Genomic DNA, 15,730 nt, shown 5'->3' on the forward strand with positions numbered 1-15,730 from the left:
GGGTCATGGGCAAATGCAGCAGGCCCGGCGCTGCTGCGCCGGGCCTGCTGGGAAGTAGCGGGGACAGGATTTGAACCTGCGACCTCTGGGTTATGAGCCCAGCGAGCTACCGAGCTGCTCCACCCCGCGTCGGTGAACACCACCTTACGGAGTGCGGGCGGCAACACCAAATCAGCTTCTCGGGCAAACCGTCACCGTCACCCCAGGGCGTCGAAAAATCCCGAAATCATGGCCTGTCCCGGGGATGCTGAAGGCCACCGTTACGGACCGTCGCCGAGGAACTCCGCTGCGGGACCGACCCATCGGGATCGACGGCCCCCGTACCGACTGTCGGCGCGTGACACATCCCCCGGACGGTGATCGCACACGCACGACCTCCCGGGTCTGCGGACTCGTTCCGGGGTCCGTGATGCCGGCGATTTGGTTCTGCCGACTCCGCCCCGTAAGGTTGGGTTCAACGACGCGGGGTGGAGCAGCTCGGTAGCTCGCTGGGCTCATAACCCAGAGGTCGCAGGTTCAAATCCTGTCCCCGCTACTCGCCCAGCAGGCCCGGCGCATCAGCGCCGGGCCTGCTGCGTTGTGCGAGCCGGGCAAGCGTACGGTGCTCCTCAGCGCCGGCCGCCGTGGAGCGGCCGGTACGGCGGAATGTCGCGCCCCGGCTGCCAGTGCGGCCCCTGGTGGATGTGGTGCACGATTATCGCCAGATCCACGGCCGCCACCGTCGCCAACACCCCGCAGGCGATCGCCCAGCCGCTGCGCCCCACCTCCGCGAAGGCCACGGTGCCGCCGACCGCCCAGACCAGCCCCCACAGGGTCAGGGCGAAGCGCAGCCGCAAGGGGCTGCGAGCCTGTATCGGTTCGTTTCCGGTGCGCATAGTGACATATCTCCTCTTTTGGATCCGTACCCGTTTCCCGGTCTGCGAAGCAGAAAGGCCGCTTGGGGCCTGAGGACGGCGCGATAAGATCGCGTGGGCATGATGCGGGCGACAGAACGGCACAAAGGCATGGCGCTGGATGACCGGTCGTCCCCGCCGGACATGGCGACGGGGCGGCAGCTGCGGCGATGCGCCGCAATATTCTTGCCGGGCGATCCGCCGCGCACCGGGCGTGTCGCGTTCTGGGATCCGGAGGGCGGCCCACTGCCCGCCGGGGCGGGGGAACTGGACGAGCTGACCGTGGTGGTGCCGGACGGCGCGTCGGTCCGGCAGCGGACGGTCCCGGCGGTATGGCTCCCGGTGGGCGCGGCGCTGCCCGTGCTGTCAAGGGCGGGGCAGGGCGGCGCGCACCCGGCCGCGGTGTTCTGGGGCGCGGCAGTGCAGGTGGCGCTCCAGCTCGTGGCCCGGGGGAGGCTGCTGCCGGGGGTGTCTGCCGGCGGCTTCGACGCGTGGCGGGTCGGCCCGCTGGATCCCGCCGACACCGTACGCGTCAAAGAGCTGGCGGCCGCGATGCCGCCGCACGCGCACGCGGCACCGCTGCCCGGCCTTACGACCGGGACCGAGCTTCCGGACCCGGAGCCGTTGCTGCGGGCCTTCCTGGACGCAGTGGCGGACGGCCTGCCGCGCAGCGCCGCCGCCCGCGCGGCGGTGCGGAGCCCGGCGTTCGCGGCGCGGGAGCCGCAGCAGGTGCCCGAGCAGCGCGGCTGGGCCGCCGATGTGGCGGCGGGACTGGACGCGGGGGTGCGGGTGTCCTTGCGGCTCGAGCTGCCCGCCGGGATCGAGGACGACGACCCGTTCCGGGCGGTCGTGCAGCTCCACAGCCTCGCCGACCCGACAGCGATTGTGGACGCCGCCGACCTGTGGGCCGGGGAGGACAGGGCGGGGGCGTTCGGACCGCGCACCAGGATCGACGTACTGCTCGGCCTCCGGCGCGGCGCCCGCGTATGGCCGCCGCTGGCCCGGCTGCTGGAGTCGGCCGTGCCGGACGGACTGACACTGCTCGACGACGAGGTGCAGGACCTGCTCGGCGCCGGCCGGACCCTGGCGCGGCTCGCGGCAGCCGGAATCGCGCTGCACTGGCCGAAGGAGCTGGCGCGCGAGCTGACGGCCGCCGCTGTGATCACCCCCACGGAGCGCCCCGTCTCCGACGCCCCGTCCTTCTTCTCCTCGGCCGAAGTGCTCCGCTTCGACTGGCAGCTGGCCCTCGGTGACCGTGCGCTGACCAAGGAGGAGATGGACCGCCTGGCCACGGCCCACCGCCCCGTCGTCCGGCTCCGCGACCAGTGGGTGGTGGTCGACCCGGAACTGGTGCGTAAGGCCCGCCGCCGGGAGATGGCGCCCCTTACACCCATCGATGCCCTCGGCGTGGCCCTCACCGGCACCGCCGAGGTCGACGGCGAGACGGTCGAGGTCGCCGCGACCGGCTGGCTGGCGGAGCTGCGTGAGCGGATCGCCGATCCGGACGGGGGACACGCCCGGGCGGAGCAGCCGGCCGCGCTGAGGGCGACGCTCCGCGACTACCAGCTGCGTGGTCTGCGCTGGCTCGACCGGATGACCTCGCTCGGCCTCGGCGGCTGCCTCGCGGACGACATGGGCCTCGGCAAGACCATCACCCTGATCTCGCTCCATCTGCACCGCCAGCGGCAGCCGGCGACCGCCGCGCCGACCCTCGTCGTCTGCCCGGCGTCCCTCCTCGGCAACTGGGAGCGCGAGATCGAGCGCTTCGCGCCCGGCACCCCCGTACGCCGTTTCCACGGCCAGGGCCGTTCCCTCGACGCCCTGGAGCGGGACGCCTTCGTCCTCACCACGTACGGCACCATGCGCCTGGACGCGGCAACGCTCACCGCGGCCGAACCGGGCTGGGGCCTGCTCGTCGCGGACGAGGCGCAGCACGTCAAGAACCCGTACGCGCAGACCGCCCGCGCCCTGCGCACCATCCCCTCCGCCGCCAGAGTCGCCCTCACCGGCACCCCGGTGGAGAACAACCTCTCCGAGCTGTGGGCCATCCTGGACTGGACGACCCCCGGGCTCCTCGGCACCCTCAAGGTCTTCCGCACCCGCTATGCCAAGGCCGTCGAGGCAGCCGAGGCCGACGAGAGGGAAGCGGCGGCCGAACGCCTCGCCCGCCTCGTACGCCCCTTCCTCCTCCGCCGCCGCAAATCCGACCCCGGTATCGCCCCCGAGCTGCCGCCCAAGACCGAGACCGACCAGCCCGTTCCCCTCACCAGGGAACAAGCCGGGCTCTACGAGGCGGTGGTGCGCGAGACCATGGCGCAGATCGAGCAGGCGGAGGGCATCGCCCGGCGCGGCCTGGTGATGAAGCTGCTGACCGCGTTGAAGCAGATCTGCAACCATCCCGCCCAGTACATCAAGGAGGCCGGTACGGCCCGCCTCACCGGCCGCTCCGGCAAGCTGGAGCTGCTGGACGAGCTGGTCGACACGGTCGTCGCCGAGGACGGCGCGATGCTGGTCTTCACCCAGTACGTCGAGATGGCGAAACTGATCGACCGCCACCTCACCGCCCGCGGCATCGGCACCCAGCTTCTGCACGGCGGCACCCCGGTCCGGCGCCGCGAGGAGATGGTCCGCCGCTTCCAGGACGGCGAGGCCCCCGTCTTCCTGCTGTCGCTCAAGGCGGCCGGTACGGGCCTGAACCTCACCCGCGCCGGACATGTCGTGCACTACGACCGCTGGTGGAACCCGGCGGTGGAGGACCAGGCCACCGACCGTGCCTACCGGATCGGCCAGACCCAGCCGGTGCAGGTCCACCGCCTGATCGCCGAGGGCACGGTCGAGGACCGTATCGCCACCATGCTGAAGTCCAAGAAGGACCTGGCGGACGCGGTACTCGGCTCCGGCGAGGCGGCACTCACCGAGCTGACCGACGCCGAACTGGCGGACCTCGTCTCTCTGCGGCGTCCGCGATGAGCCTCACCTTCCCGCCCTTCGAGCCGCGCCCCGGCAGCCGGGGGCCGTTCGCCGAGTCGTGGTGGGGGCGGGCCTGGGTCCAGGCGCTGGAACAGACCTCCATGGACGCCGGCCGGCTCGCCCGGGGCCGTACCTACGCGCGCGGCGGGTATGTCGACATGATGACGGTGGTGCCGGGCCGGGTCTCCGCCCCCGTCCACGGCAGCCGGCCGCGCCCGTACCGCACCACGATGACGGTCCGGCGGTTCACCGACGAGGAATGGGACCGGCTGCTGGACGCTGCCGCCGCCAACGCCGGTCACATCGCGGCCCTGCTGGACCGCGACCTGCCGACCGGGCTGGCCGAGGATGCCGCCGCCGTCGGCGTCCGGCTGCTGCCGGGAACGGACGACCTGGACCCGTCCTGCAGCTGCCCGGACTGGGGACACCCCTGCAAGCACGCCGCCGCGCTCTGCTACCAGACGGCCCGCCTGCTGGACCAGGACCCCTTCGTGCTGCTTCTGCTGCGCGGCCGGGACGAACGCGAACTCCTCGACGACCTCCAGGCCCGCAACGCCCGCCATGCCGCCCGTGAGGCCCCCGCCCCCGCGTCCGGACCCGCGAGAGGCGTCCCGGCCCACGACGCCTATGCCCGGGAACCACGCCCCCTCCCGGCTCCGCCGCCGCCCGTCGACCGTCCCGGCACCCCGCCCGTGCTGCCTCCGGCCCGGGGCATCGAGGCCGACGACGTCGAGCTGCTGGCCGCCGACGCCGTGCTGCGGGCGTACGAAGCGCTGACGGCCGGCACGACGGAGCCGGCCCCGGAACTCGACCTCTGGCAGGACACCGTGCGCCTGGCAGCCGCCCACCCCGCCCCGGACCTCTTCGCCCGCCTCTGCACCGCCTGCGGACGCAGGCCCCGCGACCTGGCGCGCGCTGTCCGCGCCTGGGGCCATGGCGGCCTGGCGGCGCTCTCCGTGCTCGAAGCCCCCTGGACTGTCCCGCCCGCCGACCTGGCGCGGGCCCGCGCCGCTCTCGCCACCGCCTGGGAGGGTGAGGAGCCCCCGCCGTTCAAGCAGTGGCGCAACCGGTGGACCTTCCCCGCCCTCGGCCTTCAGCTCCGCTACGGCCGCGATGCGCGGTGGTACCCGTACGAGCAGGACGGCGGCGAGTGGTCGCCCTGCGGGCCGCCCGAGCGTGACCCTGCCGGGGTGCTGGCGGCGGGGTTTCTCCCCTGAGTTGTGGGCAGGCGTTCCGCAGGGCCGAGCGGAGCGAGATGGGGGCACCTCCTGGGGGCACCTCCCGGCCGAAGGCTGGGGGCGGCGCGCCCGCGCCCCGCCGCCTACCAGGCCGCGGGCGCGTAGTCCTTCAGGAAGCAGCCGAAGAGGTCCTCGCCCAGCTCGCCGCGCACAATCGGGTCGTACACCCGCGCCGCCCCGTCAACCAGGTCCAGCGGGGCGTGGAACCCCTCCTCGGCGAGCCGCATCTTGTCGGGGTGCGGGCGCTCGTCGGTGATCCAGCCGGTGTCGACGGCGGTCATGAGGATGCCGTCGGTCTCCAGCATCTCCTGGGCGCTGGTGCGGGTCAGCATGTTCAGCGCGGCCTTGGCCATGTTGGTGTGCGGATGGCCGGGGCCCTTGTAGCCACGGCTGAACTGGCCTTCCATGGCCGATACGTTGACGATGTACTTACGGCGGGCCGCAGCCGCCGCCATCGCCGGGCGCAACCGGCTGATCAGGATGAACGGCGCTGTCATGTTGCACAGCTGCACTTCGAGCAGCTCGACCGGATCGACCTGGTCGACCTTCTGGATCCAGCTGTTGACCGGGTCCAGGTCCGGGACCAGCCCGCCCGCGTCGATCGCCGTCCCCGCCTCGATCCGGGCCGGGGTGGCGGAGCCGCTGGTCAGCGCCAGGGCGGTGACGGCCTCCGGGGTGAGCGCGTCGTGCCGTCCCGACGCGGGGGCCGGGAGCACCGCCGGGACGCCGCTGCCGAAGTGGCCGAGTACGAGGGAGGCGGGCAGTTCCCCGGCGGGCAGCGGGGCGGACTCGGCGGCGACCAGCTCGCTGTAGGCCTGGGGGCTGCGGCGTACGGTCTGCGCGGCGTTGTTGATCAGGACGTCCAGCGGTCCCTCTGCGCTCACCGAGTCCGCCAGGGCGATCACCTGCGCCGGATCGCGCAGATCCATCCCGATGATCTTCAGCCGGTGCAGCCATTCCACGCTGTCCGGCATCGCGGTGAACCGGCGGACCGCGTCATTGGGGAAGCGGGTGGTGATCGTCGTATGCGCCCCGTCCCGCAGCAGCCGAAGCGCGATGTACATGCCGATCTTCGCCCGCCCGCCGGTGAGCAGCGCACGCCTCCCGGTGAGATCGGTCCGCGCGTCGCGGCGGCCCCGGTTCTCCTTGGCGCACGGCGGGCACAGCTGGTGGTAGAACGCGTCCACCTCCACATACCGCGTCTTGCACGTGTAGCACGACCGCGGCCGCTCCAGGATCCCGGCGATCTCCGTCGCCACGGTCGCCGCGAGCTGGACGCCCATGGTCTCGTCGTCGATCCGGTCCGGTGCCCCGGTCGCGGTGGCCGCGGTCACCGCCCGGTCGTTGGCGGTCTTGGCGGCCCGGCGCTCCTGGCGGCGGCGGTGCTTGACCTCCCGGTAGATTCCGGCGGTGGCGCGGCGCACCGCGATCGCGTCCGGGTGGTCCAGCGGCAGATCGTCGAGCTCGGCGATCACGCTCAGGCAGACCTCCAGCCGCGCCGGGTCGATGCCTGAGGTGATAGCCGTGCTGTTTTCGCTCGCTGTCGCGGTCACTGTGCTGCCGATTCCTGGTGGTCTGTGCGCCTATGCTGCCGGGGGTTCCCGGCGGATTTTACGTTTACCGGGGTGCGACGGCCAAACCCGGCGGCGCCGCCCCGGACCGGCCGGATGATCGGCAGGCGCAACAGAACACCGCACTGCCGGCCGATCCGGGTGACCATGGACTCATGCTGCTGGCTGATATCGCCCGGACCTCCCGCGAGGTCGCGGCCACCCCTGCCCGTTCGGAGAAGATCGCCGCGCTCGCTCTGCTCTTCCGTCGGACGGAGCCCCACGAAGCACCCGTGGTGATCACCTACCTGGCGGGGCGCCTGCCACAGCGCCGTACCGGTGTCGGTTGGAGCACCCTGCGCGAGCACCGTGAGCCGGCGGCCGAGCCCGGGCTCACGGTCCTCGAGGTTCACGAGACCCTGGACCGTATCGCGGCTGTATCCGGCAAGGGCGCGGCCACCGAGCGGACCCGGCTGGTGGACGGGCTGATGACCGCGGCCACGGAGGAGGAGCAGCGTTTCCTCTTCGGGCTCATCGCCGGGGAGCTGCGGCAGGGGGCGCTGGACGCGCTCGCCATCGAGGGGCTGGCAGCCGCGACCGGCGCCGCCCCCGAGGATGTGCGGCGGGCCGTCATGCTGGGCGGTTCGCTCGGGGCCGTCGCGGAGGCGCTGCTCAGCTACGGGCCTGAGGCGCTGACCGGCTTCCGGCTGGAGGTGGGAAGGCCGGTGCTGCCCATGCTCGCGCAGAGCGCCAAGGATGTGGACGAGGCCCTGGACCAGCTCGGGCCCGGCGCTGTCGCGGTCGAGGAGAAGCTCGACGGGATCCGGGTGCAGGTGCACCGGGACGGCGACGACGTACGGATCTACACCCGCACCCTCGACGACATCACCGACCGGCTGCCGGAAGTCCTCGCGGCCGCCCGCGAGCTCTCCGTCGAGAGCGCGGTCCTGGACGGCGAGGTCATCGCCCTCGACACAGAGGGGCGCCCCCGCTCCTTCCAGGAGATCTCCTCCCGGGTCGGCTCCAGGCTCGACATCGCGGGCGCGCAGCAGACACTGCCGCTCTTCCCGGTCTTCTTCGACCTGCTCGCCGTCGACGGCCGGGACCTGCTCGCCCTCTCCACGCGCGAGCGTCACGCCGAGCTCGCCCGGGTCACGCCCGAGCCCCGGCGGGTACGCCGACTCGTCGCCGACGACCCCAACGACCCGGAGACCCGCCGGGCGGTGCGGGAGTTCGCCGCCGACGTGCTGGCCCGGGGCCACGAAGGCGTCGTGGTCAAGAGCCTGGACGCTCCCTACGGCGCCGGCCGGCGCGGCGCCTCCTGGATCAAGGTCAAGCCGGTTCACACCCTCGACCTTGTCGTACTCGCCGCCGAATGGGGCCACGGCCGCCGCACCGGCAAGCTTTCCAACCTCCACCTCGGCGCCCGGCGCCCCGACGGTACGTTCGCCATGCTCGGCAAGACCTTCAAGGGCCTCACGGACTCGCTGCTGGCCTGGCAGACCGAGCGGCTGCGGGAGCTCGCGGTCAGCGATGACGGCTGGCTGGTGCGTGTCCGGCCCGAGCTGGTGGTCGAGGTCGCCTTCGACGGCCTCCAGCGTTCCTCCCGCTACCCGGCGGGGGTGACCCTGCGGTTCGCGCGGGTGCTCCGCTACCGCGAGGACAAGACGGCGGGGGAGGCCGACACGGTCGAGACGGTGCTGGCGATGCGGTAGCCCGGTGTCGCCTGCGGTGCTGTCCCCTCCCCGCCCCTTCCCGAAACTGGGGGCTCCGCCCCCAGACCCCCTGTCCCAGGTTGTGGGCAGGCGTGCCGCAGGGCGATGGGGGCACCTCCTGGGGGCACCTCCCGGCCGAAGGCTGGGGGAGGTAGCTGGGGGAGGGCCAGGGGAAAGAGTCCGCCACAGGCGACCCCGGGGCTCACCCCGTGAAGAGGCTCGCGTCGACCTGGTCGGCGACCTTGACATCGGTCGGCAGGGAACCGATGCCGTGCATGAGGTCGGCGACCGCCTGCACCTTGGTCACGACGGCGGACGAGACCGGCAACGCCGTGGTGGCGCCCTGCGACACCACGGTGTCGGCCACTGCGGGGGCGACTCCGGTTGCCTTGGTGAACGCGGTCACGTACGCGTCCTTGTTGGCCACGCTCCACCGCACCGCGCGGTCCAGGCGCTTCAGGACGTCCGCGATGGCGGCCTTCTTCGAGGGATCGGCGATCGACGAACTCGCGGCGGAGACAAAGCCGAGCCCGCTGGTGCGGCCGTTCTGGCCGTCGACGATCTGACGTCCGCCGCCCGCCAGGGCGGTGGCCTGGTAGACGCCGAAGGTCGCCCAGTTCTGGATCTTCTGCGAGCTGAACGCGGCCTGCGCCGCCGTGGGCAGCACGTACTGCACCTTCACATCGGAGTACTTCAGCCCGGCCTGCTGCAGGGCGTTCGCCAGCAGATACTCCGCGATGCTGCCGCGCGCCGAGGAGACAACCACGTTCTTGCCCTTGAGGTCGGCGACGGTCTTCACGGACGACCCCTTCTGGGTCAGGATGCCGGTGGACGCGCCGCTGGACTTCAGCGCCTCCACGAGTTTGATCTTCAGCCCGCCGGAGATCGCGGCCAGCGAGGGCAGGTCGGCCGCGTACCCGGTGTCCACATCGCCGCTCTGCATGGCCTGAAACAGCGGGGCGGCTCCCTCGAACTCGGCGAACTTCACCTTGTACGGCGTGCCCTTGAGGACCCCGGCGGCGCTGAACAGCGTCTTCAGGCTGTTGGCCTGGTCACCCAGGGTCAGGGTTATCCCGGAGAGGTCGGTGGCGGCGGCCTTGCCCGCGGTGGTGGTCTTCGCGGTGCCGTCGGAGCTGCCGCAGGCCGTCAGCAGCGCAGTGGCGGTGAGCACAGAGGCGGCGGACAGCAGGGCACGGCTGGGCTTCATGGGGCAGTCCTTGAGGGTGAGGGCACGCATGGGTGACGGCTCGTCAGGCACAGAGAACGCGGCGGGGGAACGGAAGGCGGCGCGCCGGATGTGAAGCGGGGAAGAGGCTCAGAGGCAGCGACAGCGCATGGCGCCGGCCAGGCCGAAGTCGACCACGCGTCGCTGCGTCAGTCGTCGGCCCATGGCGGGCGGCACCCAGGCCTCGACGACGACGGTTCGCAACATGGGCCCAGCGTGACCGACCCGGTCTTGTACGTCCAACGACGATTCGCGATCGGAATCGATCACGATCAGTGATCGATGGCTGTCGGGCGGCCCCTCAGGCAGCTGCCCGCGGCGCCGCCGGCTCGGCGAGCAGCGTCCGGACGGCGTCGATCGCGGTGGCCACCATGACGGGGTCGGCTCCCCGCCGGGCGTGGGCGCTCATCCGGATCGCCGGTACGGGGGGCAGGTCGCCGCGCTCGGTCAGGCCGTCGGGGCGCTGGCCGCCGACCGTGGCCAGCAGCGCGGCGCCCAGCCCGGCGCGGGCGGCGTCCAGGACGCCGGCGAGATAGCCGGCGTCGCATACGACGGTGGCGGCGATGCCGCGTTCGGCCAGGACGCTCAGGGCGCGGCGGCGGATCGCGCACGGGTCCTCGATGGCCACCAGCGGAAGCGGCGTGGGCGCCCCCGGCGGGGCCCAGCCCGGCGCGGCGTACCAGTTCAGGGGGAGCCCGCCGACAGGTGTCCCCTCGGTGCCGGCGGCTTCGGTGACGTAGACCGCCAGATCCACCGTGCCCCGGTCCACCGCCTCCACCAGCCGCGCCGAGCGGTCGATCCGGAACCGTACCCGGCACTGCGGGCGCACTTCGCGTACGGCGGCGGTGAGCCGGGGCAGGATCTGGTCGGCGGCGTGTTCGGTCGAGCCGATGACGACAGTGTCGCCGTCATCGCCGAGCAGGGTGCGGACCGCCTCGTCATGTACGGCGATGACGCGCCGGGCCTGCTCCAGCAGCAGCGCCCCGTCGGAGGTGAACCGGGTCCGGCGGCCCTCGCGCTCGACCACCGGGCGGCCCAGGGTCTTCTCCAGCCGCCGCACATGCTGGCTGACCGCGGACTGGCTCAGCGCCAGCGCCTCGGCGGCACGGTGGAAACCGCCGCAGTCCGCGACCGCGATGAGGCTGCGCAGCGCCACAATGTCCAGTACGTGTGCCATGGCCGAACGTTAACACCGATCAATCAGAAATCGTGATCGGTTTTGAGTGCGAATCGTTGTTGGACGTGTGAGGTGCGCGTCAGTCATCCTGGGGCCATGTTGCGAACAGTGCACGGGACGGCGGTCGCGCCGAATCCCATCGACGCCCAGCGGCGTGACGCCGCGGGCGCGCTGCTCACGCAACGCCGCGTGGTCGACTTCGGCCTCGTCAACAGCGCCTGTTGTCGCTGACCCCGCTGCCGCCGGGCACACCGCGCCGACGCCCCTGCGACCTCCGGGGCCTCTGACACGAGCCCGGCCGGGCATGCCGCCATCGGGCCGTGCCCCGCTCTCCCTTCCCCACCCCCGACGCCGACCGCTGCGTGCCACCCGTGCCCGCGGCCCGGCAGTCGCTTCCTGCTTCCCGAGAAGAGGATCCATGACCTCCTCCGACCCTGCCGTCCACGCCTGGGACGAACCCGAAGGACTGGCCCCACGGGGGACGGTGATCGTGCTGCCCGGGCGCGGCGAGCACGGCGGTGTCTACGAGCGGCTCGGCCGCCGGCTCGCTTTCGACGCCTACCGGGTACGGGTCCTCGGCGACGCCGTCCGCGACCCCGCGGTACCCGAACTCGCCGCCAAACTGCTCCTCGACGAGGCGCTGGCCGGCCCGAAGGTCCTGGTCGGATCCGACACCGGCGCCCTCTACGCCGCTGCCCTCGCCTCCCAGGGCGCGCCCGGCCTCGACGCGGTGATCCTGGCCGGACTGCCCACGGCGACGGCCTCCGCGCCCGTCGTCGCTGCCGCGGACTGGGCGGCCGAGCTCGATCTGCGCACCGCCTGCCCGACCCACCGCGGCCGCCTCGACGCCGACCCCGGCGTCCACCGCGGCGACCTCACCGCACCGCTGCCGGACGCGCTGCCCGCCGCCGCCCTCGACCGCGTCACCGTTCCCGTGCTGGCCCTGCACGGCAGCGACGACGCCGTCAGCCCGCTGAACGCGGCCCGCCGCACGTACAACGGCTTCCCCGACGTCCAGCTGGTGAGCATCGCGGGGGGACGGCACGACGTACTCAACGACGTCACACACCGCACGGTCGCCGCCACCGTCGTCCTCTTCCTGGAACGGCTGCGGCTGTCGCCCGCGCTCCCCGCCATCGCTACCCCGGAGACCACCGAATGACCACCCGGATCACCACCACCGCCCTCGAACTGGACAGCCTGCTGCGCTCCGCCGCCCCGCCCGTGGTCCTCGACGTACGGTGGGCCCTCGGTGACCCGCACGGCCGCGACCACTACCGCGCCGGACACATCCCGGCCGCCGTGTACGCCGACCTCGACACCGAGCTCGCCGCCCCGCCCACGCCGGAAGGCGGCCGCCATCCGCTGCCCGGCGTCGCATCGCTGCAGGCGGCGGCCCGCCGCTGGGGCATCAGCGCCGGACGGCCGGTCGTGGTCTACGACAACAACGGCAACACCGCCGCCGCCCGTGCCTGGTGGCTGCTGCGCTGGGCCGGCGTCGAGGACGTAACGCTGCTCGACGGCGCGCTCGCCGCCTGGCGAACGGCGGGGCTGCCGCTGGAGACCGGCGAGAGCGTGCCCGCCGGCCCCGGGGACGTCACCCTCACCGGCGGCCGGCTGCCCACCCTCGACGCCGACGAGGCGGCCGAACTGGCCCGCAAGGGCACCCTGCTCGACGCCCGCGCCGCCGAGCGCTACCGGGGTGAGACCGAGCCCGTCGACCCCCGCGCCGGCCACATCCCCGGCGCCCTCTCCGCCCCGACCGGCGACAACCTCGCCCCCGACGGCACCTTCCTGCCGCCCGCCGAACTCCGCGCCCGCTTCGCCGCCCTGGGCGCCGACGGCTCCGCCCCGGTCGGCGTCTACTGCGGCTCCGGTGTGACCGCCGCCCACCAGGTCGCCGCCCTCGCCATCGCCGGCACCGACGCCGCCCTCTTCCCCGGCTCCTGGTCCGCCTGGTCCGCCGACGCCGCCCGCCCCGCCGCCACCGGCCACCAGCCGGGCTGACCGACGGCCCGCCGCACCCCGACCGAGAGGACCCCCGATGTCAGTCCAGGAGCACGTCACCCCCGGCGCCGCACCGCCGGGCAACGCCGGCGAGCCCGCCGCCGGGCCGGAGCCGGGTGCCGGGCCGCAGGAGGCCGTCGCGGGGACGGCGGGGACGCGGGCCGGTGCCGCGGGTGCCGGCGCGGCCACGAGCGGTGCGGCGCCCACCGCCGCCCCCCGGCTCACCATCCGCCCCGCGCGGCAGGCCCGCCGCGGCTTCCGCGTGCCCAGGTCGGTGCGGCGCGCCAGCGGCCCCGTCGGGGTGCTGCTCGTCTGGTACCTCGCCGGCGTGAGCGGGCTACTGCCCACGAGCGTCCTGGCCTCGCCCGTCGACGTCCTGCGCCAGGCATGGGACCTCACCGCCAACGGACAGCTCCCGAGCGCCATCGTCGCCTCCGGGAAGCGGGCCGCGACCGGCTTCGCGATCGGCGCCGTGATCGCCCTCGTCCTCGCCCTCACCGCAGGGCTGTTCCGGCTGGGCGAGGATGTCGTCGACTCCTCCATGGGCATGTTCCGGGCGATCCCCTGGGTCGGCCTGATCCCGCTGTTCATCGTCTGGTTCGGCATCGACGAGACCCCGAAGATCGCCCTGGTGGCGCTGGGAGTCACGTACCCCCTGTACTTCAACATCTACGGCGGCATCCGCTCCGCCGACTCCCAGCTCATCGAGGCCGCCCGGATGCTGGGGCTCGGCCGGATCGGGCTGATCCGCTACGTGATCCTGCCTTCCGCGCTCCCCGGTGCGCTCATCGGACTGCGCTACGCCCTCTCCACCGCCTGGCTGGCCCTGGTCTTCGCGGAGCAGGTCAACGCCAGCAACGGCATCGGCTACCTGATGAGCAACGCCCAGCAGTACTTCCGCACCGATGTGATCGTGCTCTGCCTCGCGGTCTACGCGATCCTCGGGCTGCTCTGCGACTTCGTGGTCCGGCTGCTCTCCAAACGCCTGCTGACCTGGCGGGCCTCCTTCGACGGCGACGGGGCGTGACGACGCACATGAGTGAGCAGACCCTCAGCAAGACCACCCTGACCGAGACCAAGAACGCCAGTGTGGAGATCCACGGCCTGAGCAGGGCCTTCGACGGCCGGACCGTCATCGACGCGCTCGACCTCACCATCGAGCAGGGCGAGTTCGTGGCGCTGCTCGGCCAGAGCGGCTGCGGCAAGAGCACCCTGCTGCGGATCCTCGCCGGGCTCGACGACGAGATCAGCGGCCAGGTCACCGTGCCGAGCCGCCGCTCGGCGGCGTTCCAGTCACCCCGCCTCATGCCCTGGCTGAAGGTGTGGCGCAATGTCGTACTCGGCCTGCCCGGCAAGCCCGACCGGGCGCTGGCCACCCGCTACCTCGCCGAGGTCGGTATCGATCAGCGGGCCGGGGTGTGGCCCAAGACCCTCTCCGGCGGCGAGGCGCAGCGTGTCTCCCTCGCCAGGGCGCTGGTCCGCGAGCCCGAGCTGCTTCTCCTGGACGAGCCGTTCGGCGCCCTGGACGCGCTGACCCGGGTCAAGGCCCAGCGGCTGGTGGGGGAGCTGTGGCAGCGGCACGGCTGCTCGATCCTGCTGGTCACGCACGACGTCGAGGAGTCCCTGCTGCTCGCCGACCGGGTGCTGGTCATGGACGCGGGCGGCATCGCCCACGAAGTGACCGTCGACCTGCCCCGGCCCCGCGACATCGGCTCGCCCGAATTCGTCGCCATGCGCACCCAGTTGCTCGCCTGGCTCGGCGTGCACGACGCCGCAACCAACGCCGCACCCAACGTCGACGGCAACGCCGCCGCTTAGGAGAACCCCGCCATGCCTGTTGAGTTCATCAGCGCCATCCACCCCAACCGCGCCGCCGACGGCACCTCGACCTTCGGGGTGGGCATCGAACCCGATTTCGCCCGCCGCTTCGCCCGCGCCCTGGACGACGGAGGCTTCGACTACACGCTCGTCGCCTACCACTCCTCGTCCGCCGACGCGCTCCAGCTCGCCCAGTTCGTGGCCGCCAACACCGAACGTCTCAAGCCGATGCTCGCCCACCGCCCCGGCGTGATCTTCCCGACCCACGCCGCCCGCGCCTTCGCGACCCTCGACCGGATCAGCAACGGCCGGCTGTCCGTGCACATCATCTCCGGCGGCAGCGACCAGGAGCAGCGCCGCGAGGGCGACTACCTGAACAAGAGCGAGCGCTACGAGCGGTCGGACGAGTACATCCAGATCCTCCGCAAGGTCTGGTCCGCCGACGGGCCCGTCTCCCACGAGGGCAAGCACTACCGTTTCGAGGACTTCGCCTCCGACGTGGCACCCGTCCACGGGACCATCCCGATCTCGGTCGGCGGCTCCTCCGCCGACGCCTACCGGGTCGGCGGGCAGCAGGGCGACATCTTCGGCCTGTGGGGCGAGCCGCTGAAGGAGACCGCCGAGCAGATCGCCTCCGTCAACGCCCACGCGGACGCCGCCGGGCGCCCCCGGCCCCGTATCTGGGTGTCGTTCCGGCCCATCGTGGCCCCCACCGACGAACTGGCCTGGGAGAAGGCTCACCGCATCCTCGGAGAGATAACGCAGAAGAGCGCGCAGCGCGCCCAGAACAACCACGGTCACCACTACCCCGCTCCCGGCCAGGGCCGCCCCGCCAACGTCGGCTCCCAGCGGCTGCTGGAGGTCGCCGCCCGCGGTGACCTGCACGACCGTGCCCTGTGGACGCCGCTGGCCACCGCCACCAATGCGGCCGGCAGCACCACCGCGCTCGTCGGCTCCCCGGAGACGGTGGCCGCCGCCCTGCTCGACTACGTCGACATCGGCTGCGAGCTGCTGTCCATCCGTGGCTTCGACCCGCTCAACGACGCCATCGACTACGCCCGCTACGTGCTGCCCCTGGTCCGCCAGGAGCTCGCCGCACGCGAGGCGAAGACCGCCGCCTGACCCGCCTTCGCACCG

The 15,730-nt window shown here is 72.9% G+C and carries 13 protein-coding genes and 2 tRNA genes; 10 read left to right on the forward strand and 5 right to left on the reverse strand.

The window, feature by feature from the left end:
- Positions 1-55: 55 nt before the first annotated feature.
- A tRNA-Met gene (locus tag FCI23_RS08420) sits at positions 56-129 on the reverse strand.
- 332 nt (positions 130-461) lie between these two features.
- Here FCI23_RS08420 and FCI23_RS08425 point away from each other — a divergent pair.
- Positions 462-535: transfer RNA gene (locus FCI23_RS08425), tRNA-Met, on the forward strand.
- A 73-nt stretch (positions 536-608) separates the two neighbouring features.
- On the opposite strand, the gene FCI23_RS08430 is transcribed toward FCI23_RS08425, so the two are convergent.
- Positions 609-875 carry a DUF6343 family protein gene (locus FCI23_RS08430; protein ID WP_136722850.1) on the reverse strand — a complete coding sequence of 89 codons (267 nt, stop codon included), beginning with the start codon at positions 873-875 and terminating at the stop codon, positions 609-611.
- 129 nt (positions 876-1,004) lie between these two features.
- On the opposite strand from FCI23_RS08430, the gene FCI23_RS08435 reads away from it, so the two are divergent.
- Positions 1,005-3,863 carry a DEAD/DEAH box helicase gene (locus tag FCI23_RS08435; protein ID WP_211265257.1) on the forward strand — a complete coding sequence of 953 codons (2,859 nt, stop codon included), beginning with the start codon at positions 1,005-1,007 and terminating at the stop codon, positions 3,861-3,863.
- Complete coding sequence (locus FCI23_RS08440; RefSeq protein WP_136722851.1) at positions 3,860-5,080, forward strand: SWIM zinc finger family protein; 1,221 nt, start codon at positions 3,860-3,862, stop codon at positions 5,078-5,080. The genes FCI23_RS08435 and FCI23_RS08440 overlap by 4 nt, the downstream gene beginning before the upstream one ends.
- 104 nt (positions 5,081-5,184) lie before the next feature.
- Here the strand turns inward: FCI23_RS08440 and FCI23_RS08445 are convergent, their stop codons facing one another.
- Complete coding sequence (locus FCI23_RS08445; protein ID WP_211265248.1) at positions 5,185-6,654, reverse strand: SDR family NAD(P)-dependent oxidoreductase; 1,470 nt, start codon at positions 6,652-6,654, stop codon at positions 5,185-5,187.
- 173 nt (positions 6,655-6,827) lie between these two features.
- On the opposite strand from FCI23_RS08445, the gene FCI23_RS08450 reads away from it, so the two are divergent.
- Positions 6,828-8,366, forward strand: coding sequence for an ATP-dependent DNA ligase (locus FCI23_RS08450; RefSeq protein ID WP_136722853.1), 1,539 nt, complete (start codon positions 6,828-6,830; stop codon positions 8,364-8,366).
- A 202-nt stretch (positions 8,367-8,568) separates the two neighbouring features.
- Here FCI23_RS08450 and FCI23_RS08455 read toward each other — a convergent pair whose 3' ends face one another.
- Positions 8,569-9,573 (reverse strand): ABC transporter substrate-binding protein, encoded by a 1,005-nt coding sequence (locus FCI23_RS08455; protein WP_136722854.1) that lies wholly within the window; start codon positions 9,571-9,573, stop codon positions 8,569-8,571.
- Positions 9,574-9,892: 319 nt separating this feature from the next.
- Complete coding sequence (locus FCI23_RS08460; RefSeq protein ID WP_136722855.1) at positions 9,893-10,768, reverse strand: LysR substrate-binding domain-containing protein; 876 nt, start codon at positions 10,766-10,768, stop codon at positions 9,893-9,895.
- Between the two features lie 96 nt (positions 10,769-10,864).
- Here FCI23_RS08460 and FCI23_RS62310 point away from each other — a divergent pair, with 96 nt between their 5' ends.
- The 6 genes from FCI23_RS62310 (at position 10,865) to FCI23_RS08485 (ending at position 15,715) form a co-directional block, all read left to right on the forward strand.
- A complete protein-coding gene (locus FCI23_RS62310) occupies positions 10,865-10,999 on the forward strand; it encodes a hypothetical protein (protein ID WP_265737729.1) in 135 nt (44 codons plus the stop codon).
- 187 nt (positions 11,000-11,186) lie between these two features.
- Positions 11,187-11,930, forward strand: a complete 744-nt coding sequence (locus tag FCI23_RS08465) for an alpha/beta hydrolase (protein ID WP_136722856.1) — start codon at positions 11,187-11,189, stop codon at positions 11,928-11,930.
- Positions 11,927-12,775 (forward strand): sulfurtransferase, encoded by an 849-nt coding sequence (locus FCI23_RS08470; protein ID WP_136722857.1) that lies wholly within the window; start codon positions 11,927-11,929, stop codon positions 12,773-12,775. The genes FCI23_RS08465 and FCI23_RS08470 overlap by 4 nt, the downstream gene beginning before the upstream one ends.
- Positions 12,776-12,812: 37 nt before the next feature.
- Positions 12,813-13,802 (forward strand): ABC transporter permease, encoded by a 990-nt coding sequence (locus FCI23_RS08475; RefSeq protein WP_136722858.1) that lies wholly within the window; start codon positions 12,813-12,815, stop codon positions 13,800-13,802.
- 8 nt (positions 13,803-13,810) lie between these two features.
- Entirely contained in the window at positions 13,811-14,593 is a 783-nt protein-coding gene (locus FCI23_RS08480; RefSeq protein ID WP_136722859.1) for an ABC transporter ATP-binding protein, read from the forward strand.
- A 12-nt stretch (positions 14,594-14,605) separates the two neighbouring features.
- The gene (locus FCI23_RS08485) at positions 14,606-15,715 is read left to right on the forward strand and encodes an LLM class flavin-dependent oxidoreductase (RefSeq protein WP_136722860.1); all 1,110 of its coding nucleotides are present in this window, start codon (positions 14,606-14,608) and stop codon (positions 15,713-15,715) included.
- Positions 15,716-15,730 lie beyond the last annotated feature (15 nt).

It is taken from the genome of Actinacidiphila oryziradicis (genome assembly GCF_005047355.1).
Taxonomy (GTDB): Bacteria; Actinomycetota; Actinomycetes; order Streptomycetales; family Streptomycetaceae; genus Actinacidiphila; species Actinacidiphila oryziradicis.